The organism is Terribacillus saccharophilus (genome assembly GCF_002272075.1).
GTDB classification, from domain to species: Bacteria; Bacillota; Bacilli; order Bacillales; family Amphibacillaceae; genus Terribacillus; species Terribacillus saccharophilus_A.
On sequence record NZ_NPBJ01000022.1, the window covers coordinates 102057 to 128525 of the forward strand.

Here is a 26469-nt window from a genome sequence, read left to right on the forward strand (position 1 = left end):
GAGCTAGATTACTTTTTTCCCAGCATTGTAATTATCATAATACTTTACTTAAGAAAGCCTTTGTCCGTTCTTCCTTCGGATTATTGAAAATATCCTCCGGTTTTGCTTCCTCTACGATATAACCGCCATCCATGAATAGCACTCGATCGCCGACTTCGCGCGCAAAGCCCATTTCATGCGTCACAACAATCATTGTCATGCCTTCGTTCGCAAGCTGCTTCATGACTTCAAGCACCTCTCCGACCATTTCTGGATCTAGGGCAGATGTTGGTTCATCGAAGAGCATCACCTTCGGCTCCATGCACAAGGCGCGGGCAATAGCCACACGCTGCTTTTGTCCTCCGGAAAGCGATTCCGGATATACGCCAGCTTTATCTTCCAAACCGACCTTTCGAAGCAGTGATAATGCCTTTTCTTCCGCATCCTTCTTTTTCCACTTGCGGACGACCATCGGAGAAAGCATGATATTTTCCATTACTGTCTTATGTGGAAACAGGTTGAACTGTTGGAATACCATCCCAACATCTGTCCGCACTTTATTGATGTTCACTTTTCTCTGAGAGATATCAGTTCCTTCTATATAAACATGACCACCCGTAATATCCTCGATTCGGTTGAGACACCGAATGAAAGTGGACTTCCCGGAACCGGAAGGGCCGATAACGACGACTACTTCTTTTTCCTCTATTTCGACGTTAATGTCCCGCAGCACCTCGAGATCGCCGAACGACTTTTTTAGGTTTTTTACGCTGATCATCTGTCGCATACTTCCTTTCTAAAAAGCTCTGTACATATGATAATACTAAACAAACAACGAAATATAAAACGGCAACCGCCAAATATGGCTCCCAGACTCTCGAATACGCTCCAACTGCTACTCTTCCCCAGTAGAACAGTTCCGGTGCAGCAATGACAGCTCCAAGTGAAGAATCCTTCACCAACACAATAAATTCGTTGCCAAGCGGCGGAATCATCCGTTTGAATGCCTGCGGCAGCACGACATGCCGCAGCACCTGTGCATGGTTCATTCCAAGACTATATGCAGCTTCTCGCTGCCCCTTATCGATGGAGTTGATACCAGCGCGGAAGATTTCTGCAATATAAGCTGCTGAATTCAATGCCAATGCAACAATTAATGATATAAGCGGCTCCGGCGGCTTAATGAAAATCGGCATCACCGCAAAGTGAATCAAAAAGATCTGTACTAACAGCGGGGTACCTCTGAAAATATTCACATACCAAATGAACGGCAGCCGAAGTATTGGGTTAGACAAGCTTTTCCCCATCCCGATCACTAATCCAATTAAAGCCCCAACGAGGAATCCAATCAAGGACGCCAGGATTGTATATCCGAGACCTCTCATAAAGAAAGGTAAATATTCGCTAATGATTTCCCATCTAAAATCCATTTCTCTCACCTCAGTATAGCTGATAAATCAAAACATAAATATAGCGTAACGGTTATTCGTTACGCTATATGATTCTTCTTATGGCTGTGCGCTTTCCAGCGCTTCGATATCCGGTGTGCCTTCAAACCACTCTTGATAGATTTCCTCATACGTTCCGTTTTCCATGATCGTTTGAATAGCTTCATCTATTTGTTCTTTATACTCACTGTCCTTCGGAAGCAGCATACCGTAGTATTCCTGATCAAAGTTCTCGTCATCTTCAACTAAAGTAAGATTGGCATCAGGATTATTTTTTACATAATGCTGAGCTACTGCGATATCGGTCACTACAGCCTCTACGTCACCGTTTTGCAATGCCATCATAGTTGCTGCTGATGAATCATACTTAGAAAGATCGCTGCTGTTCTCCCCAACGAGTTTCTGTGCAGCTTCATCACCAGTAGTACCGTTCTGTACGCCGATCTTCATCCCTTGAAGATCCTCGGCTGATTGAATATCCGTTCCTTCCGGTACAGCGATAACCTGTGTTGCTTCGAAATAAGGCGCAGAGAAGTCATATGTTTCTTTTCTCTCATCCGTTATTGTAATACCAGCCATTCCAGCTTGCAGCGTCTCATCATCTACTCCGACTAGCATTGGATCCCAGCCAGTGTTTTCGTATTCATAATCGAGACCTGCTTCTTTCATAACCGCATCCAGCAAATCTGCATCAAATCCAACAATCTTATCACCTTCCATTGATTCAAAAGGAGCGAAAGTTGCTTCTGTTCCGATAGTAAGCTTCTCCTCACCGCCAGAACCGCTTGATTCATTATTAGATATACATGCACTTAAGAATAAAACACTAACAAGTCCAGCAGCTGCCATAAGCTTTTTTACTGATTTCATAGTTGATCTCCCTTTTCTATCTATATTGTAAACTTACAATAAAATCTATAATTATTCATTCTGGTTCATTTATTTTACATAACATCTTATGCCTTGTAAATATAAAATTAGAACAAATCGTTACTTTTCGACTATTTACGCAGTTTAAATTGTCAGTATATTGCGATTTTGTGTTACAGTACACGTATACCACAGGAAAGCAGGGGAATATATGACATCAACCAGCAAGGTATTTGCAAAGGAATTCGAGCAGCTTTTGGATCTGCAGCAAGTACGCGACGCACTGTATTTTCTCAAGCAAGATAATGAACAGACGACAAAGGATCAGATAGAAGTAACGGAAGTGGAGGCACCTCCATTCAAAGAAGAAATCCGTGCATCCTTTTTTAAGGAGAAACTGGCAGCATTCGGCTTGGAAGACTTAAAGACAGATGACGAAGGAAATGTATATGGCATACGAAAAGGCAGCGGCAGCGGACCCACGGTTGTTATAGCAGCTCATTTGGATACCGTCTTCCCTGCAGGTACAAATGTGAAAGCCAAAGTAGAAGAAGGAATCGTCTACGCTCCTGGAATCGGTGATGACGGACGTGGTTTAGCAGTATTACTGACCTTGTTGCGTACTTTGGAAGAAAATAAGATCGAAACAGAAGGAGATATCGTCTTTCTCGCTGATGTCGGCGAAGAAGGTCTAGGCGATTTACGCGGTATGAAAGCATATTTCCGGGACAATACATATGTGGATGGCTTCATTTCTGTGGAGCCAGGTGCTCCTGGTGACTTGATTTATTGCGGCGTCGGCAGTAAACGCTATAACTTAACCTTCAAAGGAAAAGGCGGACACAGCTTTGGAGATTTCGGTACTTCAAGTGCCATCCATGCAGCAGGGCGCGCGATCGCTGCGTTAGCAGATCTGACTGTTCCTAAAGATCCAAAGACAACATACAATGTAGGCACGATTCATGGCGGTACATCCATCAATACTATTGCCCAGCACGCAGGATTTCAGCTGGATTTACGTTCTGTTTCTAGTGATGCTCTTGCAGAGTTAGAGGCTAACGCACTTGCAATTATTGAAGAAGCAGCACAGGCTGAAGGCGAAGCACAACAGCAGCCGGGCAGCATTTCAGTTACGACAGAGCTGGTTGGAGACAGACCTGCAGGCAGCCAGCCAAAAGATGCCCCGATTCGTCATATTGCTTTGCAAGCAGCTGAAGTTCTTGGAATTGAGGTCGAACGGGAAGAACCGCTAAGTACCGATGCAAATGTTCCGATCAGCCTGGGTATTCCTGCCCTTACACTCGGCGGTGGCGGTAACAGCGGTGGACACCATACGCTGGAGGAGTTCTTCGATCCGACTGATGCCTTTTACGGGCCGCAGCGAATTCTGCTTGCCCTGCTTGGAATGGTTGGCATAAAAGATTCTGTCCCTTCCATGCTTCCTGTCCGAAACTAAAAAATGAGCAGGAGCCTCTTATGGCTCCTGCTCATTTTTTCAATTATGCGGAGGATATTCGTATTGGATATCGTCCCACTTTCGTGAATACTTAACGCTCAAGTCTACCCCTTCAAAATACCATGCATCTGATCGTTCGACGAAGAATGTGATTCCTTGTACTTCCTCGGTCGTAATTGGGTCATTTGGCTGTTCCGCAGTAATGCCAAGTGAAAATCCTTCTTTAATGCCGCCAATTCCGCCATAACGAACATAAAAACGCACAGCACTGCCAGGTTCAAGGTCCATTTCTTGAACAAACCAGTTTGATGCGGGTTTTGTAATGGAGATCTGCATAATTTCACCCCTTCTATACAACTATAACAAATAGTGACAAAGTGTACCTCATTCGACAAAAATCAAAGTAAAACATTGATAATTATTAATAAAAAGTTTACAATCTCTAGAGGATAGTTTACAAAAATTTATCATTATATGTTCCCGGGAACATCCCTATTTAAACACCATTCGGAGGTTTTGTAATGTTCAAGAAGAAACAAGACAAATTCTCTTTGCTTTTATCCGATATAGCAAAGAATATTGATGAGACAGCTGACTTTTTTGTTACGTATAAAGTGAAGGATGCAGCGACTTTATCCGAGTTCTCCAATAAATTGAAGGAATTTGAGACAAAGGGTGATCAGCTTGTACATACGATCATAAAGGAATTGAACCACGCCTTTATCACACCTATCGAGCGCGAAGACATCCTTCAGCTTACGAACAGCTTGGACGATGTACTTGATGGAATAGAAGAATTCTCTGGAATGATGGATACATACGGCATCTATTCTTCCGATAGCTTCATCGATCAATTCACAGAAGAAATTCGTGCTTGTGCAAAAGAAATCTTGATTACAATCGATTTACTTTCTCACAACAAATTAAAAGAAATCCAAGAACATGCAATTAAAATCAAGCAACACGAGCAAAACTGTGACACAATCTTCCGTAAATCCTTGAAACAGCTATTCCAGAACGAAAAAGATCCAATCAAGGTAATTCAGTACAAAGAGTTGTACTACATCCTGGAAGAAATCGCAGACAGCTGCCAGTCTGTTGCGAACAATCTTGAGACAATCATCATGAAGAATTCGTGAGGCGTAAACAATGGATGTTTTATTAGTATTAACTATTTTAACTGTCATTTTCGCTCTTGCATTCGACTTCATCAACGGATTTCATGATACCGCCAATGCTATCGCAACATCTGTTTCGACAAAAGCATTGAAACCAAGACATGCTATTATCATGGCTGCAGTCATGAACTTCGTTGGTGCCATGACTTTTACTGGAGTTGCTAAAACAATCACAAGTGATATCGCAAATCCTAACGACATTGTCAACGGCTCTGTCGTTATCCTAGCTGCCTTGATTGCAGGAATTGCATGGAACTTGATTACATGGTATTACGGGATCCCGAGCAGTTCTTCTCATGCCATCATCGGTTCTCTTGCAGGTGCAGTCATTGCTTCAAGCGGATTTGCCATTCTTAATTTAGACGGATTCCTTAAGATCTTGCAAGCATTGATCATTTCTCCGATTTTGGCTTTTGTTGTAGGTTTCATATTATATAACATCATCAAGCTAATTTTCCGGGAAAAGAACTTACCGAAGACGAACAAGAATTTCCGTCGGGTACAGATTTTTACTGCGGCACTGCAATCATTCACCCATGGTACGAATGACGCCCAAAAAGCAATGGGAATCATCACGATGGCGTTAATTACAGCAGGTCTGCATACAACATCTGATATTCCATTCTGGGTTCAAGCTGCCTGTGCGACTGCTATGGGACTTGGTACTTCAATAGGTGGCTGGAAAATCATCAAAACTGTTGGCGGTAAGATCATGAAGATCCGTCCAGTGAACGGCGTTGCAGCTGATTTGACTGGAGCCTTCATCATTTTCGGTGCCACTTTTATTCACTTGCCAGTAAGTACAACGCACGTTATTTCTTCCTCTATCATGGGGGTTGGTGCAGCTCACCGACGTAAAGGTGTTAACTGGGGTACTGCGAAACGCATGATCATCACGTGGTTCATTACACTGCCGATTACAGCTTGTCTGGGTGGTCTGATTTATTACATCTTGAACATTTTCTTTTAAATATAACGAAAAGCACGCTTGGAATTAACCAAGCGTGCTTTTTTTAATCTTTTCGCAAGCGTCTTGCTAACACATTTCCGAATGTCTGCATTGCCTGTACAAGTATGATCAGGATGATGATAACTACATACATAACGACAGGCTCGAAACGCAAATGTCCATATTGATATGCCAAATCTCCAAGACCGCCAGCTCCGACAAGACCCGCCATTGCTGTGGCTCCAATCAAACCGATTGTCGCAATCGTCAAACCAAGGATCATCGTTGATCTGGCTTCTCTTATGATAACGCTCCAAATAATTTTAGTTGTGGAAATTCCCATCGATTCATAAGCCTCGATGACTCCTTTATTCACTTCAAGTAATGCTGACTCCATTAAACGCGCAATATAAGGCGCTGTATAGACAACAAGCGGAAGGATAACTCCTTCAACACCTATTGTAGTTCCGACCAAGGCTCTTGTCAGAGGCAATAGCAAGAACAAAAGGATGATGAAAGGAATAGATCGGATAACATTTATGATTGTATTCACTATTGAATAAAATACCCGGTTCTCTGCTTGTCCGCCTTTTCTTGTCATGACCAGTAAAATACCTAATGGCAATCCAATCAGGATTGAAATAGCTAAAGAAATACCTGTCATTAGCAGTGTCTGCCAAAATGCCTCGGTGATGTCAGTGCCCCATTCTGTCCAGAACTCAATCATGACGCCACCTCCTCAACCGTTACGTGCTGCGACTCCAAGTACGATATTGCTTTCTCCACTTCTGCTGGATCTCCTTGCAAATGGATAAGCAATTTACCAACGGAGCTAGCTTTCAGCTGATCGATTCCGCCCGCCAGTATACTTGGAACAACTTCAAATTTCTTTGTAATCGCTGCAAGAAACGGCTCATTCGAAGCTTCTCCGATAAACGTCAGTGAAACGAGACGCCCTGTAGCAGAAAGTCCTTTCTTCACGCTGTCCGGAACTTGGAAATTCGCATCATCAAAGACAAATTTCCGTGTCTGCGGATGTTGCGGTTTGGTGAAGACATCGATAACGGATCCTTCTTCCACCAGTTCTCCATGGTGCATAACACCAACACGATCGCAAATACGCTGGATGACATCCAGTTCATGTGTAATCAGGAAGATCGTGATGCCAAGCTCCTTGTTCACTCTGAGCAGCAGTTCAAGAATGGAAGACGTCGTATTCGGGTCCAAAGCACTTGTTGCTTCATCACTTAACAGCACTTCAGGTTCTTGAGCAAGTGCCCTTGCGATAGCTACCCGCTGTTTCTGACCACCTGATAATTGGGCCGGATAGACATTTTTCTTTTCTTCCAGACCTACAATCTTCAGATATTTATCAACACGTTCCTTAATTTCATGCTTCGGCACTTTACTAAGCTTCAGCGGTCTAGCAACGTTCTCATAAACTGTTGCTGTCGACAGCAAATTAAAATGCTGGAATATCATACCGATTTTCCCTCTTGCTTTACGAAGCTGCCATTTTTTAAGCTTAGTAAGATCTACACCGTCGATGAATACTTCGCCTTCAGTGGGACGCTCCAGTAAATTGGCACAGCGGATCAGGGTACTTTTCCCTGCTCCGCTGAATCCGATTACGCCATAGATTTCACCTTTATTTATTTTCAAGGAGACGTCTTTCAACGCCTCCACTTTCTTCTTGCCCGTGGTAAAGGTCTTCGATACATTTTTCAGTTCAATCATATTGCTTCCCCCTTACCAGCTTGGAACAACGGATCCTTGGAATTCATCTTCCACAAACTGTTTTACTTCATCAGATTGATAGATTTCTTGAATCTTCTTCACAACTTCATCGTCCGTGTTCGCTGATCTTACAACAAAGTAGTTGGACCATGGGTTGTTTGCAGATTCCTCTGCAAAGATAGCATCATCATTGATATTCAAATCAGCACCCATTGCAAAGTTCGTGTTGATTGCCGCTGCTGCTACTTCCGGAAGCTGAGCTGGCAGCTGAGAAGCATCCAATTCAACGATTTCCAGATTCAGTGGATTTTCAACGACATCTTTAGCCGTTGCAGAGTTCTCTGCTTCTGGATCTACTTTCAATACTCCTGCTGTCTCAAAGAGTTTCAACGCACGATATTCGTTGGCAGGATCATTCGGTACAGCGATTTTGTCGCCTTCTTTCAATTCGGAAATATCCGAAATCTTATCTGTATAGATACCCATTGGGAACGTAAGTGTCTTAAATACTTCTTTTAGTTCATATCCTTGATTCTTTACTTGATCTTCTAGGAAAGGAAGTGTTTGATAGCTGTTCGCATCCAGGCTTCCATCATCTAACGCACTGTTTGGTGTATTGTAATCATTGAATGTTTTGATTTCTACATCGATACCTTCATCGGCTGCTAGTTCTTTCACTTTTTCCATCACTTGCTCATGAGGTCCGCCGCTGACGCCGACCAATATTTTGTCATTTGCTAGTGCAGCAGATTTATCATTGCCGCATGCCGCTAAGAATAATGCTAATAATCCGATAAGTCCAAAGCTTAAGATTTTTTTCATGTTGCTCTCCCCTTTTTTCTTCGCTGTCATCAACTACAATAAAAAAGCGCCTCTCTAGATTAAGAGAGGCGCATGGTATTCGTATGCACTAATTCTCTTATCTCTCAGTACGGCTTTCACCGTCTGCAGGAATTAGCACCTAGATCATTGATCTGGTTGCCGGGCTTCATAGGACCTGTTCCTCCACCGCTCTTGATAAGAATTTCATTATACTTTTGTTGTTGATCTGTTTGTTACTTTACCTTCCAATCTAGTTATTGTCAATATAATTTTAAAATTTATAGAAAAATCAATCTGTTTTTTTGTATTAGGATAGCAGGAGAGTATGCAGTCATTTGACTCAGCCGAAGAATACGAGAATATACGACCACAGACCTTTAAAACAAGCGATTGATTAAGCGGCAAAAATCAACAGAAGTTTACATCTATCCTTTGTTACCCCCTTAGATAACGCTTCCTCCCAAGTGAATTATGGCGATTTCAACGGATTTTTAAATCTATATATGTAATCTGAACATTTTACTTGGAGTATACTATTTCTCATTAAAAATTATTTAAAACTGGTTTAAATCACAGCATGCTTGAGAACTATGAATGATTTTAAAGACCGCAAATTATAATTTTTAACACAATAAAAAGCCGGATGAAAAACATCCGGCTTTCCTGTGTACAAGGCCTCCCAACACATACGTACACACACTTACTCTCTCTGTATACCAAAGCGGGCATTGATTTGCCCACGCAGCATTTGCTGGCGGCTCTCTCTTTCCGCTTCCTTCCTTTTGTCTCTCAGCATCTGCTGACGGATTTCGAAGGTTTGCACACCCTCTTCCCTTTTGTTGGCGATCTCGATCAATTGCTCTACATCCGAAAAAGAGTACTTGCGATTTCCCTTCGCTGAACGTTCAGGAAAAATGAGCTTGCGTTCCTCGTAATAACGAATTTTACGTTCAGTCAGACCAGTCAGTTCACTCACAATTCCTATTGTGATCACTTTCCTGTTCTTGTAAGAAGGCTCATTACTCATCTGTTCACCTCATCACCATGTGCTGTTATTACACATTATACCGTATTTATCCAATCATCCTAGTGTTGTGTGAGGAAACCTAACAAACAACAAAATAGTTCGTCAGCATCGCTTACATGTTTAATGCAAAGTAATTCGGCTATAAGTATACTGAACGTAATAGTAAATAGGAAACACTGAAAGGAGCGTCAAGCACGTGGCACATGATCAGGAAGCCCTTGATTTAGCCCAACAGATTGTAGAACTCGACCTGAAGCGCGATGAGTGCTGGGAGGATCTTGCAGCCCTTGCAGGAGACAGAGCATTCGAACTGCTTCGACTCGTTCAGAATAGATGACATGAAAAAAGGAGACCTGCGAAATAGGTCTCCTTTTTTTATTTCACGTAATTTGGATAGTCTGTAATGATACCATCGACACCTGCTCGAATTAAGGGTTGTACTTCGCCAGGAGCCCGAATTGTCCAAGGCATAATCCGCATGCCACGTGTATGAATCCTGCCAACCAACGTATCATCCTGCGTAACATTAGTGAAATGCGTATTCACATAGTCTGCATACGTAGATATTTTATCAAGTTTACGATTTGTAAGGTCTGCACTTCTTGACGTTAGTACACCAAGCGGAACTTGCGGCAACAGCTGCGACAGATATGCAACAGATCCGAAGTTAAAAGATTGCAGAATCACTTCTTCATAAAGAACATTAGCTAATTTATATCTTTCCAGCAGCTCAGCTACTGCTTCCTCTATTCCATCGTAAAGCTCTGGTGACTTTAATTCGATAAGGAATTTTGTTTTTCCTTTATACCTTCTGATTATATCTTCTAACAGTGGGATGCGCTGACCTTCATATACGGAATCATATCCAGCGCCTACATCATAAGATTGTAAGGCGGTAAATGCAAGATCCTTCACATATACAGTCTCTTCCGGGCCATCAGCAGCTGTACGATTGATTGATGTGTCATGTATGACGACAAGCTGACCATCCTTTGTCATTTGAACATCCAGCTCGATGAAATCGGCTTGCATCTCTACAGCCAAGTCAAAAGCTGCAATTGTATTTTCAGGTGCAAATCCGGAAGCACCGCGATGAGCAATGACTGGCAGGATACCATTTTGCACGGACTGACTATCAAGCGATCTTGTAGTTACGGACTCGTACGATGGACTAATCTGATTCATCATTCGGATCATCTCCCTGTAAGTATCTGGATTGTAATCTTTGCAATATGGAAAGTACAAGAATTGGACGGTGATCTTTATTCATCTTCTTTGTACTTTCAATATAACGACCTTTTATTAAGGGGATGTTGAGCTGCTGTGTAGAATGATGCAGCTTATCTTAAGAACATGTAAACATGCAACAAAGCAATAGATGTTTGCAATCTTGTAAGTTCGGGAATGCTATTTCTACAACACACTAAATCACATCACTTATTTGGAGGTAGTTATTATGAGTTTTATCTTATATCTAATTATCGGTGGTATTATCGGCTGGCTAGCAGGCTTGATCCTTGGACGTGACGTTCCAGGCGGCATCATTGGTAATATCATTGCCGGTATTGTCGGAGCATGGCTTGGCGGACTTATCTTTGGAGACTTCGGTCCAGATCTAGCGGGGATGGCAATCATTCCAGCTTTAATCGGTGCCATTATCTTCGTCTTTGTATTAAGCCTTATCTTACGCAAAATGCGTAGAAAGTAATAGAACACAAAAAAGGACTTGCAGGCAATATTGCCTGCAAGTCTTTTTTTTCTGAGATTGTATGAGCTTTGTAAAATAAATAACCATTCCCCTCTTCTCTGTAAACGCTTTTTCACCCACACTTCACGTTAACTCAATTTTCACTCGTTATAGTATAGATGAATTCGCGGAAAGGAGCAGATTATGACACATGTAGAACTGGCTGGTTTAAAAAAGTCATATGATGGCAAAAAAAATGTAATTGAGCAAGTGGATCTGCAGCTGCAGCAAGGTGAGTTCTTCGTCCTTGTCGGGCCTTCAGGCTGCGGGAAGAGCACAATTCTCCGCATGATAGCTGGTCTTGAGCCAATAACGGACGGGGAATTGTTTGTGAATGGCAAGAGAATGAATGATGCACCACCGAATAAACGGGATTTATCTATGGTTTTTCAAAATTATGCACTGTATCCGCATTTGAATGTAGAACAAAATATCACCTTCGGCTTACATACAAAGAAAATCTCACGCGAGGAACAAAGACGCCGCTGTCTTGAAGCTGCCGAGATGCTCGGCTTAGCTGATTACTTAAGACGTAAACCACGTGAATTATCAGGCGGCCAAAGACAGCGAGTTGCTCTTGCAAGAGCTATTGTGACGCAAGCTCCTCTTTGCCTCATGGATGAGCCATTATCGAATCTCGATGCGAAACTTCGAACCCGGATGCGCTCTGAAATTAGGCAGATACAGCGGAAGCTGGGAATTACGATGATCTATGTCACGCATGATCAGACCGAAGCGATGACGATGGCAGACCGGATGATGATCCTTCATGAAGGCGAAGCCATGCAAATCGGCAAACCGCTTAATATCTACAATCACCCTGCCAACACATTCGTTGCATCATTTATCGGATCACCTGCCATGAATGTAATGGAAGCTGACGTTTCTCCGAGCGAAATCGGTCTCTCACCCCACTGCACATTGCCTAACCCGATGAAAGGCAATGTGAAAGCAGCAAGCAAAAATGTTCAAGTCGGTATCAGGCCAGAGCATATCCTGTTTTCCGCTCCCGAGCAAGCAGATGCTGTGGTAGAGGTCGTTAATACTGAGGTACTTGGTACAGAGACGCTCATCACCTTCATCCTGGATAATGCCAAAGATCAATGGATTGCCCGTTGGAACGGTCAATGGCAATTCTCTGTCGGGGACAGAATACCAATCCGTTTCGACTTAGACGCTATCCACCTCTTTTCAAAAGACAATGGACGGATTCTATGGGCAGCCAATGACGGACAGCCAAACCAGACAGCCAGAGAGGTACTCAGATGAATGACAGTCGGGACCTGCAGCCTGTTCCACCTCAAGAAAGCCGCCGCCCAAAGCGGAACCTATTCGCCTTCCTTGAGGGCTGGCTCTATTTGCTTCCTTCTATCATCCTGTTCGGCGTGTTTGTTTTTTACCCAATGTTCCGAACTATATACTTGAGTTTCTTTTTAGCTGACCAAATGGGTCCATTCGAATTCGTCGGATTAGAAAACTACCAGTATATACTAAGCTCAGACAGTTTTCAGAGCAGCGTTAAAGCTACCATTCTTTTTGTACTATACACAGTACCTGCAGGTATCCTGCTCGCTCTCTTCCTTGCATTGCTGACAAATGAAAAAATCAAGGGAATCGGCATATTCCGTACGTTGTTTTCCTCCACAATGGGGATGAGCGTTGCCGCATCCAGTGTCATTTGGATGTTCATGTATAATCCTTCAATCGGCGTATTCAGCAGAATTGCTGAATGGTTAGGCTTTCCAGCCATTCAATGGCTGCAGGATCCTGATTATGCCTTGCTCGCAGTATCTTTATCCACAGTGTGGATGAATGCAGGCTTCGCATATCTGATCATACTTGGCGGATTACAGAACATCGATACCCATCTATACGAAAATGCAAAAGTAGCAGGTGTAAGTTATCTTTATCAGCTCCGCCGAATCACACTGCCCATGCTGTCCCCTACATTATTCTTTATCGTGACAGTATCGTTTATCAACTCTTTTCAGACATTCGGGCAAATTGACATTCTTACCAAGGGCGGACCAGTAGAATCAACAAATGTAATCGTCTATTCCATCTATAAGGATGCCTTCATTAATAATGATGTCGGCTCGGCGAGTGCACAGGCAGTTATCCTATTCTTCTGTGTCCTGCTGCTGACAGCCTTGCAGTTTAAGCTTGGCGAAAGGAAGGTGCATTACCAATGATTCTTGCAAAGCGGATCAGTCTTTATACCGTCCTGGTCATCTGCGCTATCATCATGATGTTTCCGATTTTCTATGCTTTCAGCATCTCCTTCATGGATGGCGGAGAAGTTATGGGCGGACAACTTCTTCCTAGCAGTCTATCATTGGATAATTACTTAGAGGTATTTCAAAAGGTGCCGCTGCTAACCTATCTGCTAAACAGTTTTGTCACATCTGCCATCGTTATGATCGGACAGCTGCTAGTCAGCAGTTTAGCTGCCTTCGCCTTTGTTTTCATGAAGTTCAAAGGCAGAGACTTTGTCTTCTTCCTGTTTATTTCAACCATGATGATACCTTGGGAAGCGACGATGGTACCGAATTTCATGACAATACAAAGCCTAGGTTGGACAAACAGCTATCTCGGGTTGACAATCCCGTTCTTTGCTTTGGCATTCGGAACCTTTCTATTACGCCAACATTTCAAGACAATACCACAAGAACTCTATGAAGCTTCTCAGGTAGCTGGTATTTCCAGATTTCGTTTCTTCTGGAATGTCATCCTGCCCGTCAGCAGGTCGAGCTTAATCACCTTAGGTATTTACAGCTTTCTGACCAATTGGAACATGTATCTTTGGCCGCTGTTAGTCACAAACACAGAATCGGCAAGAACCGTCCAGATCGGGCTTAAGCAGCTGCAAACACAAGAAATCGCATCCGATTGGGGTATCGTCATGGCTGGTGTAGTCATCGTAATCCTGCCTACGCTGCTGCTGTTGTTCGCCGGACAGAAAAAACTGCAAAAAGGTCTCACGCAAGGTGCAATCAAATAAAATCGAAAGAGGTTATATGATGAAAAGACTATTAGCTGGTTTATCTGTTTTATTTGTACTGTTCCTTACCGCTTGTTCCAGTACGGATTCTGCGAGCGGTACAACTGAGGATGGCAAGACAGAAATCATCTTCTGGCATGCCATGGGCGGAGAATTAGAAGCAAGTGTCAATGAAATCGTAGACGAATACAATAGTTCACAGGATAAATATACTGTAAAGCCGGTTTATCAAGGTTCATATGAGGAATCTTTGACAAAATTGAATACTGTTGCGGGTACTGCAGATGCTCCCGCAGTTACACAGATTTTTGAAGCAGGTACAAAGCAAATGATAGACAGCGGAAATATCCAGCCTGTACAGAAATTCATCGATGAAGAAAACTACGATACATCACAATGGGAAGAGAATATTTCCTCCTATTATCAAGTGGATGGCGAGCAGTATTCTATGCCATTTAACTCCTCCACTCCTGTGCTTGCCTATAACAAGGATGCATTCAAGGAAGCTGGCCTTGATCCTGAGCAAGCGCCACGCACATACAGCGAGCTGAAGGATGCTGCAGAAAAGCTAACGATTAAAGAAGGAGATAAAACGTCACAATATGGTCTTTCCATTTTGAATTATGGATGGTTCTTCGAAGAATTGCTTGCCACACAGGGAGGTATGTTCGTCGATAATGAAAATGGACGCGAAGGCGAAGCAACAAAAGCTTCATTCAACGATGAAAAAGGTCAAAAGGTATTTGAATTAATAAGTGATATGTACGAGGAAGGAACTTTTTATAATAGCGGTCAAAATTGGGATGATATGCGGGCATCCTTCCAAACTGGCACGATGGCAATGATGCTTGATTCCTCTGCCGGTATAAAAGGACTCGTCGATAATGCCGATTTCGAGGTTGGCGTAGCTTATCTGCCGCACCCGGATGATGTTGATCCGCAAGGCGTTATCATCGGAGGAGCTTCCCTCTGGATGGCGAAGGATATAGAAGAGAATCAGCAGCAAGCTGCTTGGGACTTCATGAAATACTTGTCAACAGCAGAGGTTCAGGCAAAATGGCATGTTGAATCTGGTTATTTCGCCATCAACCCAGCTGCTTATGAAAAAGATATCGTAAAACAAGAGTGGGAAAAATACCCACAGTTAAAAGTAACTGTTGACCAGCTGCACGATACAGTGCCAAGTACGGTAACACAAGGTGCTTTAATTTCCATCTTCCCAGAAGCACGGCAGCAGATTGTAACTGGTATGGAGAGTCTATACCAAGGTGAAGATCCAAAAGCTGCACTAGATAAAGCAGCCGCTGAAGTGGACACTGTCCTTGAAAAAGGCAGTCGCAGCAGATAAAGAAAACCGTGAGAGCATATGCTCTCACGGTTTTTTAATACGAAGCTCTTCCAGAACGCTTCGCTTTGCGTTTATTGATAATTTTCTTAACGATAGGATAGACGACAGGTCCATACTTGATCGCTTTCCGAATAAGGTTTTTCATGTTGAAACGCCTCCATTCTTTTGTTTGTATATCCCCTGCGTAAGCTATGCTTAAACATGCGCCAATGAAAAGGCGATGAACATCCCTACTGCAGTTACAATTCCTACAGCTGGTCCTCCCTCTTCATATGCCTCAGGCGCCATAGTGGATGCCACCATAGCAATAATTGCTCCTCCTGCAAATGAATTAAGTATCGCTCTTGTACTAGCGCTTGTATCCTGAAGTAATGCAGCTCCGATTAATGCACTCAAAGCGGAGATAACCATTACGGCTATCCACATGATAATGATGCGCTTCCGGCTATAGCCGCTGCTTTGCATTCCCGAGGTACTGGAAAGACCTTCAGGAAAGTTACTGATGAAAATGGATACGATCAAGGCAGTACTTGCACCTCCCCCGCTTGCCAAACTCAAGCCGATCATGGCCGATTCTGGTATCGCATCCATTACAGTTCCCGCAAATATCGCCAAGCCTGAACCTTTCTTCTCTTTATTATGTGTCTCGTGCAGACGGCTGCTTTTGCGATTCTTCCCGCCGCTGCGTGATATAACAATATCCAATATTGTAAAGATAACTGCTCCTCCAAGAAATCCTATTGCCTCTTCTTGCAAGCCACCGCTGATTTCATATGCTTCCTCCAATAGCTCATAGGAGGTAGAACCGATCAGCGCCCCTGTACCTAAGGCCATGATAAAACCGATAATTCGCTTCTTTACTGGAACAAGCATCAGTACAGCTGCACCGATTAAACTGGCAGATCCGGCGATGGCTCCCCATAAAATAGCTTCCCACATATGCATCTTCCTTTCCGTATCATGTAGAGCCATTGCCATAATGGAAAGAAATTAAACATGGGTGAAGCATTTCCAACATAAGAAAAGAAGACCGTCGAACGGTCTTCTTTTAAGCAGCTGCTTGCTGCGGTTCATATTTTTTCAGGAGGCTAGTGAATACTGCAGCCAATACCTGCTGAAACAGCATTCCAATGACAACAGGGATAGCGACAGGAGCTGGAAAAAAACTCACAGCAAGGACCACACCCGCGCTGATATTCCGCATCCCCCCAATAAAGGTTACACTGACAATCTCGGTTCTATCGTAACGGAATAATTTTCCGAGCAGCCAGCTTAGCAGATAGCCACAGAAGGATAAACAGAATACAAGCAACACAATTCCTAAGACTGTCATATCCATTCCCTTCAAATAAGGTGCGACTACGGAAGCATTAATGGAAACGACAGCCATGAGGCCAATCTTTGAAAATGGTGCCAGGTTCTTACTCAATGTGCTTGTAACGCTTTTGCTGCAGAGTTGATTGACAAGCATGCCTGCTATCGAAGGAATGACAATCATCCATAATAAGCCTTCCATCATCGGTAATATGTCCAGCTGGACGTCTCCTCCGACTAAGAAATGCAAGATCAAAGGAACTAGCATAGGAGAAAGCAATGTTCCTAAGAGTATTGTCGACAACGTAAGACCTATATCTCCTTTCTGCATGGCAACCCAGACAAATGCAGTAATACCAGTCGGAATGGCCGTCAGCAGCACAAGCCCCGTGATCGTGTTTACATCTCCAGAAAAGAACACGTGACCTAAACCAAGTGCAATCAAAGGCATGATGAAATGAAGCACGCCAAAAGCAAGCAGCATCGGTCCTGGCCTTTTAACAGCATGCAGCAGACTGTTGAAATTGGCTGATAGGCTTCCTGCGAATGTCATACATGCAAATATCCAAGGTACCAATGCTTCACCATAATGGAGAAAATCCGCGAAGAGAAAACCTGCCAGTACGCTTGCCGGGGTCAGAAAAGGCATGTATCTTGCAAGTACACGATTCAGTTGATCCATGGAAGGATATCCTTCTTTCTAATTTTGTATCTCCCATCAGTATATCAATAATATTCATAGCTGTATGATAAATAAAAACCGCAGCTTTAAGCTGCGGCTTTTATTATTGAATTTCCATACGCAAATCGCCGACCTTAGCCCATCCAATCGATTTCATCACATGATAAAGGCCAAGTGAAATGATCAGAGGCATGATAACGCCTGTTACTAAGTAGATCAAGAAAGCTTCCCAGCCTTGGCTGGCCAAGATATTAAGCGGGGCAATGAATGAATTCAAACCCAATCCTGCCAGTTCGTAGGATGTTGTAAAACCTAGCAGCACTGTTGCAATCGGTGCACAAACAACTGCCGCTACAAATGGCGGGATGACGAGTGCTGGATTCTTTATTAAGTTAGGAAATTGTACTTTTGGTGTAATGACGAACTGTGCCAGGAAACCACCTAAATCGTTCTGACGGATACTCATGAATGTGAATCCGACAAATTGTGCCGTACAACCAATCAAAGCTGCCGCACTGGATACCGGATCCAGCTGCAGTGCAATAGCCAATGCTGCTGAAGACGCCGGGGTCATCAACAAAATACTCCATACTAACGAAATGACAATAGATGCTAGCAGCGGTGAGCCAGTAACAGAGTTGGTAATCTGTCCGCTCATCCATGTCAGCAGCGGAGTTGTAACGGCAGCAAGTCCCGCTCCAGCGATCCCTCCTACAAGTACTGCTGCAAATGGGATAGCCATCATATCAAGCGGTGTCTTCCCTGCTACCCGTTTTCCTACAAATGTTGCAACGACAGCAGCAAGCACAGCACTGATTGGCTGTCCTGAGACCATCGATGTCAGTAAACCGTCATCGCCTACAGTCATTGCAGCTCCGCCGATAGTCGCACTGATCATAGCACTGAAGACAACTAACGTATTACCGCCTAGCTGAACAGCTATTCCTGCCCCTAAGGCTGGTGCTAACAACGCTTTTGCAACAGTACCGACAGCAATTAATGTTGGCCAGTTTAAAAATTCACCAAAAGTCTCCATTAATAAACCAATACCGAGGGTCACGAGGACTGCATTCGCCATTCCTTGTGATGCTTTGTACATTCGTTCGATAAAGTATTCCTTCATTCTTCTCGCTCCCTCTCCACTAAATAGTTATTAAATTCTGACTATTCAGCATTCCATTCTCTCTTTTTTTGTATATAAGGGCGTGACTCCTTACAATCTTGTACATATTAAATGAGTACATATTAGTATTTAGATATACTACCATCATTTTTAGGAGGAAGTAAATATATTTTTTATAATGTTATTTAATTTTCAGTTTTTTTATATTTTTCCTTAGTCAAAACTTTAAGCTTATGTCGAGAAGGAAATCCCTTGATTTACAATGCTCAGCTACCCTCAAGCCTATTTTCCTCCTGTTTACTCCACCATACTTAGTGTTATAAGTTAATCCTATCTTTGTAATGGTTATTTTTTCATGTTAGGATGTTGGTTTATCTGGGTATAACAATAGGTAGCAAAAGTCTGACAAGAACCTTTGCATGACAAATTTAGGAGGTGCCCTCCCATTACGGATTTAATCGATTATTTCACTAGTAATTTTACATTTATACTTGGATATACATGGGATCACATCAAACTTGTTGGTTTAGCCATTATCATCGCGATTGTGATCGGTGTCCCATTAGGTATTTATTGCTCCGTCAATAAATACGCAGCCTCCACTATTCTCCAAATTGCTTCTATCATGATGACTATTCCAAGCCTCGCTTTATTTGGAATCATGATTCCAATTCTTTCACTCATAAACGAAGGAATCGGTACGTTACCGGCTGTCATCGCACTTGTACTTTACTCACAGCTGCCGATCATCCGGAATACGTACACAGCTATCAGCAATGTCGATCCTGATCTTCGCGACGCTGCAAATGGTATTGGACTGACTACATTCCAGCGTCTCTACAAAGTGGAGCTTCCAAACGCCATGCCATTAATAATGGCTGGTATCCGTACTGCTACCGTTCTAAATATCGGTGTCGGTGCCATCGCTACATTAATCGGTGCTGGAGGTCTGGGAGGCATTATCTATCAAGGAATCCTTCGTACGAACAATACGATGATCCTGGCAGGAGCAATTGCGGTTGCTGTTTTAGCATTGATTGCTGATTTGTTCCTTCGCTTAATCGAAAATATATTTACGCCTAAGGGTGTTAAAAAATAATAAGGGTGACATTATGATACATTTTAACGATGTAACAAAGGTATACAACGGCAATGTGAAAGCTATTGAAAATATGAATTTTACGGTCGAAGATGGTGAACTGGTTATCATGCTAGGTCCTTCCGGCTGCGGAAAGACGACTTTGCTTCGGATGGTGAACCAGCTGGAGAGCATTACTGACGGCGATATCATGCTCAACGGCAAGAGCGTGCGGCATTCCAATAAAATTGAAATGCGCCGCAATATTGGGTACGTCATTCAATCAAACGGACTATTCCCCAATATGAACATCGAGGATAATGCAATGATTGTTCCGAACCTGCTCGGCTGGGACAGAAAAAAAATGCGTGATCGCTTCAATATGCTAATGGAACTTGTAGGCTTGAAACCTGATGAATATCGGAAACGATACCCACATGAGCTTTCCGGAGGACAGCAGCAGCGTGTCGGCGTAGCCCGTGCTTTGGCAGCAGATCCACCAGTTATGCTTATGGATGAACCATTCGGCGCACTTGATCCAATCATCCGTACTCACCTTCAGGAGGAATTCCTGCAAATTCAGAAGGAACTAAAGAAAACCATACTCTTTGTCAGCCATGACATTGATGAAGCAGTCAAGATGGCAGATAAGATTGCGCTTCTTAAAGGCGGAAAAATGATGCAATACGCGGAACCAGCAAAAATGCTTAACAAACCAGCCAACAGCTTTGTTGCAGAGTTTGTCGGTCAGGACCGTGTGCTGAAGAGCATGAGTCTGTATACAGTGAGAGATCTTGCAAATGCACTGACACTAAAGCCTGTGATGGAATCTCCTGATTCTCAGAATATCAACGAGAACCTTTCCTTGCGAGTGGCTATATCGAAGATCTTAAACCAGGAAGCTGATCAGCTGATTGTAGAGAACGACAATGGCACGCGCAAAGGAAGTATTACTTTAGACTTGATCGAGCAGTTCTTACACCGTGAGATCAAGGAGAGCGTCTGAGGGGGCTGTAATCATGGATAGGACAAACAAAACCATCGCCTTGATTATCAAGCTTATCTTCTGGGCACTGCTCATCGCTTTCTTTGTTTGGGCATTCGCTAACAATATGTTCAGCAAAATCTGGGAACAGCCGGATACTTTCCTACGTTTACTCGGTGAGCATATTACGATTGTACTCCTTTCAGGAGCTGCTGCTGTGCTGCTTGCAGTACCACTAGGCATCTTCGTTACACGGCCTAAGTTCCGTAAATCTGAATGGCTGATCGTAGGTATCGCAAATCTTGGGCAGACGATTCCAAGCTTAGCTGTACTTGCATTAGCCATGGGCTTCCTAGGTATTGGAATCAGCGCAGCAGTAGTTGCCTTATTCGTCTATTCCCTGCTGCCTATTTTGCAAAATACGATAGCTGGCCTTGATTCCGTTGATGAAAACATGATTGATGCAGCCAAAGGCATGGGACTAACCAATGCGCAGATCCTTTGGAAAATAGAACTGCCGAATGCACTCACCTCCATTATTGCAGGAGTGCGTACAGCATTGGTCATCAATATCGGAACAGCTGCACTTGCTTATCTAATTGGTGCTGGCGGTCTGGGTGTATGGATTTTCACTGGTATCCGTCTCTTCGATAATGCTTTCTTAATGTCTGGAGCAGTTCCCGTCACTCTGCTTGCCATCGTGATTGACTATCTTTTCAAGTGGCTGCAGTTTGGTTTAGTGCCAAAAGGACTCCGACTTGCCAGAAAAGCACAAAATTCGTAAGGAAAGGATACCTGAATTCATGAGAAAACGATTAACTCTATTCGCCTTCTTAATGGCTCTGCTTGTCGTACTAAGCTCTTGCGGACCTGGTGGGAAAAGTATTACCGTAGGAGCAAAAACTTTTACTGAGCAGCTCGTAATAGCCAAAATGACGGCCTTCATATTAGAAGATAACGGTTATAATGTCGAAGAAATTCAAAATCTAGGCTCCTCCGCTATGCGTCAAGCGATCGAAACGCGCCAAGTCGATATGTCATGGGAGTATGTTGGTACAGCACTTGTCACCTATTTGGATCAAGAGCCGATTGCAGATAAAGATGAAGCGATGCAAAAGGTTAAGGAATTGGATAAGAATAACGGCATTGCCTGGACAAACTTAACTGATGCTAACAATACTTATGCATTGGTGATGGAACGTGACAAAGCCGATGAATTAGGCATAGAGACTTTAAGTGATTTGGCAGCTTATGATAAAGAAAACCCGGAAGATCTCCGATTCGGGATGGAGACGGAATTTAGAAATCGGAGAGATGGAATGCCCGGATTAGAAGAGCATTATGGATTCAAAGTTCCTGACTCCAATATCCGCGAAATGGAAATCGGTTTATATTACACAGCATTAGGAAATGATGAAATCGACGTCACCCAGGCTTTTGTAACCGATCCCCAGATTAATTCAATGGATCTGAAAATATTGGAAGATGATCAGAAGTTTTTCCCTTCCTACAATTATGCAGCCACCATCAATCAGGAAACTCTGGATGAGTATCCTGAACTGACAGAATTACTGGAACCGCTCCAGAATGCCCTGACAGAGGATACCTTGCGTGAATTGAACTACCAAGTAGATATTGAGCAAAAGAGTGTAGAACGTGTAGCCAAGGACTTCCTCGACGAAAATAATTTACTCAAGGACTGAAAAAACGACCCGGACAGGGTCGTTTTTTGTATGTATCTTGCGCTACCATAGATGTATTACATACTAGGAGACGAAAGAATGTTATTATCGATTCTCATTTTCCTGCTCGCAGGTATTGCTGAAATTGGCGGAGGGTACTTGATCTGGATGTGGCTGCGTGATGGCCGCCCTGGCTATCTTGGTTTTCTCGGCGGCATTGCCTTGGTTATGTACGGAGTGATTGCCACTTTCCAGACCTTCCCTTCATTTGGTCGTGTATATGCAGCATATGGAGGTGTTTTCATTGTATTGTCCATCCTATGGGGATGGTTCATTGACAAGGAAACACCGGATATGTATGACTGGATTGGTGCCGGATTATGTATAGCAGGTGTCGCGGTTATGCTTTGGGCACCGCGACATTAAAAAAGCTGCCAGCTTATGCTGGCAGCTTTCGTTCTATACAGTTGTTGAGCCATCGGAGCTCAAGATATTACGGTACATCGACGGACGGCGGTCACGGAATAATCCCCATTCCACACGCTGCATAGACAGCTCATCCAAATCGAATGTAGCAGTCAAGATCTCTTCTTCTGTGCGTCCTGCTTCCGCAAGCAAGTTCCCTTGCGGTCCAGCGATAAAGGAAGAACCATAGAACGTAATAGAGGAATCTTCGTCGGTTTCCACGCCAATCCGGTTTGATGCTAAAACAGGCATTAGATTGGTTGCTGCATGTCCGCGCATGCACATTTGCCAATGATCCTTCGAGTCAATGCTAGCATCCTCAGGCTCTGAGCCGATCGCTGTTGGATACAGCAGGATTTCTGCTCCTTGAAGCGCCATGCTGCGCGCTGCTTCCGGGAACCACTGATCCCAGCAAATGCCCACGCCTATCTTTCCGAATTTCGTCTCCCACACTTTGAAACCAGTGTCCCCAGGTGAGAAGTAATATTTCTCTTCATAACCAGGTCCATCAGGAATATGTGTTTTTCGATAGATACCAAGCACAGAGCCATCGGCATCGATCATGGCTACTGTATTATAGTTCGCATTGTTCTTTTTCTCATAGAAGCTGATCGGCAGTACTACTCCAAGCTCCTTCGCTACTTGCTTAAAATGCTGCACTGCTTTGTTTTGATCCAGTTCTGTAGCAAACGCATAGTAAGCAGGCTTTTCCTTTTGACAGAAGTATGGTGTTTCAAACAACTCCTGCAGCAGGATGACATTCGCACCTTGAGCTGCTGCTTGGCGTACAAGCTTCTCAGCGTTCGCGATATTCTCCTCCACGACACTGGAACACGCCATCTGTGTTGCTGCTAATGTTACCTTTCTCAATTACTTCACTCCTTCACTGCAGGCATCTGCTGTGTTGTACAATGCACATTTCCGCCCTCTTTGATGATAGCTAGTCCATCAATTGTACGAATTCGGCGATCCGGGTACTGCTCTTGCAGCAGCTTGATTGCCCGCTCATCCGTTCCTGTTGCTGTATTACCGAAAACAGGAAGGATGATACCTCCATTTACAAAATAGAAATTGATATAACTCAATGTCAAACGCGTATCGTTCCAGGTAGCCTTCGGCGGCTGCTGGATAGCGATGACTTCAATCTGACGTCCTCTTGCATCCTTGGTTTCATCGAGAATGCGAAGATTCTCTTGGGTGATTTCATAATTCTCGTCTTCAGGGTCATCTGTCACTTGCAGCAGCAGTTTACCTGGTGCAGCAAAGGAAGCGATATTATCGACATGTCCATCCGTTTCGTCCCCAGCTACACCACGTTTCAGCCAAATCACTTTCTCAATGCCGAGATATTGACGAAGGTATACTTCGATATCCTCCTTAGAAAGATCTGAGTTGCGATTCGGATTTAAGAGACATTCCTCTGTAGTAATCAGTGTCCCTTCCCCGTCTACGTGAATGGATCCACCTTCTAACACTAATGGTGCATCCAGTTGCTTCACGCCAAAGTGATCCAAAACAGCCGGAGCTACCGCATCATCTAGATCCCAAGGGAAGTATTTTTCACCCCATGCATTAAAACGCCAGTTCACACCAGCCAATTTGCCAGCTCCATCTCGGACGAATGTCGGACCGTTATCTCGAAGCCATGCATCGTTATGAGAAACCTCAAGTAATGTTACATTTTCATCTTGTCCTACATAAGCAGCTGCAGCATCGTGATCCTTTGCATTTACTAATACAGTGATTGGCTCGAATTCTGCAATCGCAAGAATTAGTTCTGCATAACCATTACAAACAGTTTCCCAATCCTCTGGGTAGACCATAGAATCTTTCACAGGCCAGCTGATCAGCGTACGCTCATGTTTCTCCCATTCAGGAGGCATTGTATATATTAAATGTTTTTCCATTTCGCATCACTCTTTATTATAGATTCTTTAAAACAGACTTTCCGGAATATCATATAACAAAAGTACCTGAACAACAATCAGGATGAAGGCTTTTTATGATAGATAGCAGAAAATAACTGTTCACATCCGTGTAACGTTTTCTTCAGGGATGGGAAGTCAGATAGACAAAAGTAAAGGCTGCGGATGAACTGCTTATAATTCGCACGGATATGCAGGTTCGCTTCGGTGACTTCAGGCCAGAAGGCAATTACTTCAGATGCCTTTTCCTTTACCATGCATCCAACTATATCCGGTGACAATCCATTCCGTAAAGCAGAATGAATCGCAATCGTCATACGCTCGTCCTCTTCATGTGAAAGGACATAATACGGGAATGCCATCTTGTTAATAATCTCCCCAGCAACTGTCTGACGCTGATCATTTGTCAGTTCAGCTAATTGAATCAGTTCATCCAGTGCATCAGCAGCATGCGCTAACGTATGAACCCATCCGTATGTTTCATCATAACCTTCTCCAACAGTCTCCTGCTGGAAATAGGTGAGAAGCGCTTGGAAGACTCGTTCAATTGCGTCCGCAGACAGAAATGCTTCCTTTCTATGGCGATAAAGAATAGCTGCAATCCATAGTGTTGTAAAACTTCTAGTGTATTTTTCTTTTTTATAAAGGTATCGTTCTGTCAGGAGCTCATCCAGAATTTGATTCATCACGCTTGGCGAAACTAGTCCTTGTGTTATCCATTTGTTCGCCAATCCATAAATCAACCTATCACGTAATATTGGATCCAGATCACCGATATACGGCAGCATAGAAAATAATAAACCCTCTATATGAGTTGATGTTTTTTCGGTTTCAGCTAGTTCTGTAAGCTTTTGTTTCAAGGCTTCTCTTTCCATTCCACCATCCCCCTCACGAACCAAATTATACCATTAAAAAACGAAGGATTTCTCCTTCGTTCACTCTGCTGCTTGCGCAACTGGTACTGCATTCGGTTTTGGTAATGGTTTAGCGAACTTCTCTTTGAAGTAGCTGATAACAAATGAAGTAACTGCTATGGACACAATGGAATAGATACCTTTGATAAGACCTACTGAATAAAGACTGACCATAACAACACAGAAATCAAAGATAAAGTTGATTGTTCCAGGATTTGTTCCGAAACGTTTCTGCAGGAACAAAGCGAGGATATTGGCTCCTCCTAATGATGCTTGGTTCGCAAAAAGGATGATCAAGCCAAATCCGATAATCAGGCCGCCAGCCACAGCTGAAACGATGCCCGGCAGTTCAATAGCGGGATAAAACGGATGGAGAAATGAGAATAACGTCAGGATTGATACGGATAGAATTGTAGTTACCGTAAAACGCCAACCCATATTGATAAATGAAAAGATATAGAATGGTATGTTGATAATAAAGAAGACGACACCGAAAGGCATAGACATTAGATATGATAATCCTAAGGAAAGCCCTGCTGTTCCTCCTGTCACCAGCTCAGCGCTTTTGAGCATATACAGACCAATACTGGCCAGGAAACAGCCGAGAATAATTTTAAGATACTTTTGCGGCAAACGAATTGCTCCTCTCCAAGTTAAAATCCATGTTGAAACACGCCCGCAATTGACAATATGAGCGTTTAAAATCACGACATCCTGTTTATTCACTTTCTATGTTAGA

Annotated in this window: 30 protein-coding genes and 1 riboswitch; of the genes, 14 read left to right on the forward strand and 16 right to left on the reverse strand. The window is 43.3% G+C overall.

Going from position 1 to position 26469, the window contains the following annotated elements; genetic code table 11:
* Window positions 1–34: 34 nt before the first annotated feature.
* The 3 genes from CHH48_RS11665 to CHH48_RS11675 form a co-directional block, all read right to left on the reverse strand.
* On the reverse strand, window positions 35–757 hold the full coding sequence (locus CHH48_RS11665; protein ID WP_095219171.1) for an amino acid ABC transporter ATP-binding protein: 723 nt from the start codon (window positions 755–757) through the stop codon (window positions 35–37).
* Window positions 696–1409 (reverse strand): amino acid ABC transporter permease, encoded by a 714-nt coding sequence (locus CHH48_RS11670; RefSeq protein WP_095219170.1) that lies wholly within the window; start codon window positions 1407–1409, stop codon window positions 696–698. The genes CHH48_RS11665 and CHH48_RS11670 overlap by 62 nt, the downstream gene beginning before the upstream one ends.
* A 78-nt stretch (window positions 1410–1487) precedes the next feature.
* Window positions 1488–2297 (reverse strand): basic amino acid ABC transporter substrate-binding protein, encoded by an 810-nt coding sequence (locus CHH48_RS11675; RefSeq protein WP_095219169.1) that lies wholly within the window; start codon window positions 2295–2297, stop codon window positions 1488–1490.
* Window positions 2298–2508: 211 nt separating this feature from the next.
* Here CHH48_RS11675 and CHH48_RS11680 point away from each other — a divergent pair, with 211 nt between their 5' ends.
* Entirely contained in the window at window positions 2509–3753 is a 1245-nt protein-coding gene (locus CHH48_RS11680; protein ID WP_095219168.1) for a M20/M25/M40 family metallo-hydrolase, read from the forward strand.
* 39 nt (window positions 3754–3792) lie between these two features.
* On the opposite strand, the gene CHH48_RS11685 is transcribed toward CHH48_RS11680, so the two are convergent.
* Complete coding sequence (locus tag CHH48_RS11685; RefSeq protein ID WP_095219167.1) at window positions 3793–4089, reverse strand: HesB/YadR/YfhF family protein; 297 nt, start codon at window positions 4087–4089, stop codon at window positions 3793–3795.
* Window positions 4090–4274: 185 nt separating this feature from the next.
* On the opposite strand from CHH48_RS11685, the gene CHH48_RS11690 reads away from it, so the two are divergent.
* Both CHH48_RS11690 and CHH48_RS11695 read left to right on the forward strand, forming a co-directional pair.
* The gene (locus tag CHH48_RS11690; protein ID WP_095219166.1) at window positions 4275–4892 is read left to right on the forward strand and encodes a DUF47 domain-containing protein; all 618 of its coding nucleotides are present in this window, start codon (window positions 4275–4277) and stop codon (window positions 4890–4892) included.
* A 10-nt stretch (window positions 4893–4902) separates the two neighbouring features.
* Complete coding sequence (locus tag CHH48_RS11695; RefSeq protein WP_095219165.1) at window positions 4903–5901, forward strand: inorganic phosphate transporter; 999 nt, start codon at window positions 4903–4905, stop codon at window positions 5899–5901.
* Between the two features lie 43 nt (window positions 5902–5944).
* Here CHH48_RS11695 and CHH48_RS11700 read toward each other — a convergent pair whose 3' ends face one another.
* From CHH48_RS11700 to CHH48_RS11715, 4 genes are all read right to left on the reverse strand, one after another.
* Window positions 5945–6607, reverse strand: a complete 663-nt coding sequence (locus CHH48_RS11700; RefSeq protein WP_095219164.1) for a methionine ABC transporter permease — start codon at window positions 6605–6607, stop codon at window positions 5945–5947.
* Window positions 6604–7617 (reverse strand): methionine ABC transporter ATP-binding protein, encoded by a 1014-nt coding sequence (locus CHH48_RS11705; protein WP_095219163.1) that lies wholly within the window; start codon window positions 7615–7617, stop codon window positions 6604–6606. Before CHH48_RS11705 ends, CHH48_RS11700 begins: the two co-directional genes overlap by 4 nt.
* A gap of 12 nt (window positions 7618–7629) precedes the next feature.
* On the reverse strand, window positions 7630–8439 hold the full coding sequence (locus CHH48_RS11710) for a MetQ/NlpA family ABC transporter substrate-binding protein (RefSeq protein WP_095219162.1): 810 nt from the start codon (window positions 8437–8439) through the stop codon (window positions 7630–7632).
* 94 nt (window positions 8440–8533) lie between these two features.
* Window positions 8534–8641, reverse strand: a riboswitch (SAM riboswitch).
* A gap of 498 nt (window positions 8642–9139) precedes the next feature.
* Window positions 9140–9466, reverse strand: coding sequence for a MerR family transcriptional regulator (locus CHH48_RS11715; RefSeq protein ID WP_038563668.1), 327 nt, complete (start codon window positions 9464–9466; stop codon window positions 9140–9142).
* Window positions 9467–9662: 196 nt separating this feature from the next.
* Between CHH48_RS11715 and CHH48_RS19575 the strand changes: the two genes are divergently transcribed.
* Window positions 9663–9803 (forward strand): hypothetical protein, encoded by a 141-nt coding sequence (locus tag CHH48_RS19575; protein WP_176466419.1) that lies wholly within the window; start codon window positions 9663–9665, stop codon window positions 9801–9803.
* A 38-nt stretch (window positions 9804–9841) separates the two neighbouring features.
* Here the strand turns inward: CHH48_RS19575 and CHH48_RS11720 are convergent, their stop codons facing one another.
* Window positions 9842–10654, reverse strand: a complete 813-nt coding sequence (locus CHH48_RS11720; protein WP_176466418.1) for a glycerophosphodiester phosphodiesterase — start codon at window positions 10652–10654, stop codon at window positions 9842–9844.
* A 268-nt stretch (window positions 10655–10922) separates the two neighbouring features.
* Here CHH48_RS11720 and CHH48_RS11725 point away from each other — a divergent pair, with 268 nt between their 5' ends.
* The 5 genes from CHH48_RS11725 (at window position 10923) to CHH48_RS11745 (ending at window position 15562) form a co-directional block, all read left to right on the forward strand.
* The gene (locus tag CHH48_RS11725) at window positions 10923–11174 is read left to right on the forward strand and encodes a GlsB/YeaQ/YmgE family stress response membrane protein (protein ID WP_095219160.1); all 252 of its coding nucleotides are present in this window, start codon (window positions 10923–10925) and stop codon (window positions 11172–11174) included.
* 183 nt (window positions 11175–11357) lie between these two features.
* Window positions 11358–12482, forward strand: coding sequence for an ABC transporter ATP-binding protein (locus CHH48_RS11730; RefSeq protein WP_095219159.1), 1125 nt, complete (start codon window positions 11358–11360; stop codon window positions 12480–12482).
* On the forward strand, window positions 12479–13405 hold the full coding sequence (locus CHH48_RS11735) for a carbohydrate ABC transporter permease (protein ID WP_095219158.1): 927 nt from the start codon (window positions 12479–12481) through the stop codon (window positions 13403–13405). The genes CHH48_RS11730 and CHH48_RS11735 overlap by 4 nt, the downstream gene beginning before the upstream one ends.
* Window positions 13402–14214 (forward strand): carbohydrate ABC transporter permease, encoded by an 813-nt coding sequence (locus CHH48_RS11740; protein ID WP_095219157.1) that lies wholly within the window; start codon window positions 13402–13404, stop codon window positions 14212–14214. Before CHH48_RS11735 ends, CHH48_RS11740 begins: the two co-directional genes overlap by 4 nt.
* 19 nt (window positions 14215–14233) lie before the next feature.
* The gene (locus tag CHH48_RS11745) at window positions 14234–15562 is read left to right on the forward strand and encodes an ABC transporter substrate-binding protein (protein ID WP_095219156.1); all 1329 of its coding nucleotides are present in this window, start codon (window positions 14234–14236) and stop codon (window positions 15560–15562) included.
* Window positions 15563–15757: 195 nt separating this feature from the next.
* Here CHH48_RS11745 and CHH48_RS11750 read toward each other — a convergent pair whose 3' ends face one another.
* From CHH48_RS11750 to CHH48_RS11760, 3 genes are all read right to left on the reverse strand, one after another.
* Window positions 15758–16501 carry a ZIP family metal transporter gene (locus CHH48_RS11750; RefSeq protein WP_095219155.1) on the reverse strand — a complete coding sequence of 248 codons (744 nt, stop codon included), beginning with the start codon at window positions 16499–16501 and terminating at the stop codon, window positions 15758–15760.
* A gap of 109 nt (window positions 16502–16610) precedes the next feature.
* The gene (locus tag CHH48_RS11755; RefSeq protein WP_245840361.1) at window positions 16611–17558 is read right to left on the reverse strand and encodes a bile acid:sodium symporter family protein; all 948 of its coding nucleotides are present in this window, start codon (window positions 17556–17558) and stop codon (window positions 16611–16613) included.
* 103 nt (window positions 17559–17661) lie between these two features.
* On the reverse strand, window positions 17662–18681 hold the full coding sequence (locus CHH48_RS11760) for a PTS transporter subunit IIC (protein WP_095219154.1): 1020 nt from the start codon (window positions 18679–18681) through the stop codon (window positions 17662–17664).
* Between the two features lie 415 nt (window positions 18682–19096).
* On the opposite strand from CHH48_RS11760, the gene CHH48_RS11765 reads away from it, so the two are divergent.
* The 5 genes from CHH48_RS11765 to CHH48_RS11785 all read left to right on the forward strand — a co-directional run bounded on the left by CHH48_RS11765 (window position 19097) and on the right by CHH48_RS11785 (window position 22852).
* Window positions 19097–19780, forward strand: coding sequence for an ABC transporter permease (locus CHH48_RS11765; RefSeq protein ID WP_281252940.1), 684 nt, complete (start codon window positions 19097–19099; stop codon window positions 19778–19780).
* 13 nt (window positions 19781–19793) lie between these two features.
* Window positions 19794–20765, forward strand: coding sequence for an ABC transporter ATP-binding protein (locus CHH48_RS11770; RefSeq protein WP_095219153.1), 972 nt, complete (start codon window positions 19794–19796; stop codon window positions 20763–20765).
* Between the two features lie 13 nt (window positions 20766–20778).
* Window positions 20779–21528, forward strand: a complete 750-nt coding sequence (locus tag CHH48_RS11775) for an ABC transporter permease (RefSeq protein WP_095219152.1) — start codon at window positions 20779–20781, stop codon at window positions 21526–21528.
* A gap of 19 nt (window positions 21529–21547) precedes the next feature.
* Window positions 21548–22447: an ABC transporter substrate-binding protein gene (locus CHH48_RS11780; RefSeq protein WP_095267113.1), complete on the forward strand. Its 900-nt coding sequence runs from the start codon at window positions 21548–21550 to the stop codon at window positions 22445–22447.
* Window positions 22448–22525: 78 nt separating this feature from the next.
* Window positions 22526–22852 carry a YnfA family protein gene (locus CHH48_RS11785; RefSeq protein WP_095219150.1) on the forward strand — a complete coding sequence of 109 codons (327 nt, stop codon included), beginning with the start codon at window positions 22526–22528 and terminating at the stop codon, window positions 22850–22852.
* Between the two features lie 33 nt (window positions 22853–22885).
* Here CHH48_RS11785 and aguB read toward each other — a convergent pair whose 3' ends face one another.
* From aguB to CHH48_RS11805, 4 genes are all read right to left on the reverse strand, one after another.
* Window positions 22886–23761 (reverse strand): N-carbamoylputrescine amidase, encoded by an 876-nt coding sequence (aguB, locus tag CHH48_RS11790; RefSeq protein WP_095219149.1) that lies wholly within the window; start codon window positions 23759–23761, stop codon window positions 22886–22888.
* Window positions 23762–23766: 5 nt separating this feature from the next.
* Window positions 23767–24798 carry an agmatine deiminase family protein gene (locus tag CHH48_RS11795; RefSeq protein ID WP_095219148.1) on the reverse strand — a complete coding sequence of 344 codons (1032 nt, stop codon included), beginning with the start codon at window positions 24796–24798 and terminating at the stop codon, window positions 23767–23769.
* Window positions 24799–24875: 77 nt separating this feature from the next.
* Window positions 24876–25691 (reverse strand): DUF2785 domain-containing protein, encoded by an 816-nt coding sequence (locus tag CHH48_RS11800; RefSeq protein ID WP_095219147.1) that lies wholly within the window; start codon window positions 25689–25691, stop codon window positions 24876–24878.
* Between the two features lie 60 nt (window positions 25692–25751).
* The gene (locus CHH48_RS11805; protein WP_095219146.1) at window positions 25752–26363 is read right to left on the reverse strand and encodes a YitT family protein; all 612 of its coding nucleotides are present in this window, start codon (window positions 26361–26363) and stop codon (window positions 25752–25754) included.
* Between the last annotated feature and the right edge of the window lie 106 nt (window positions 26364–26469).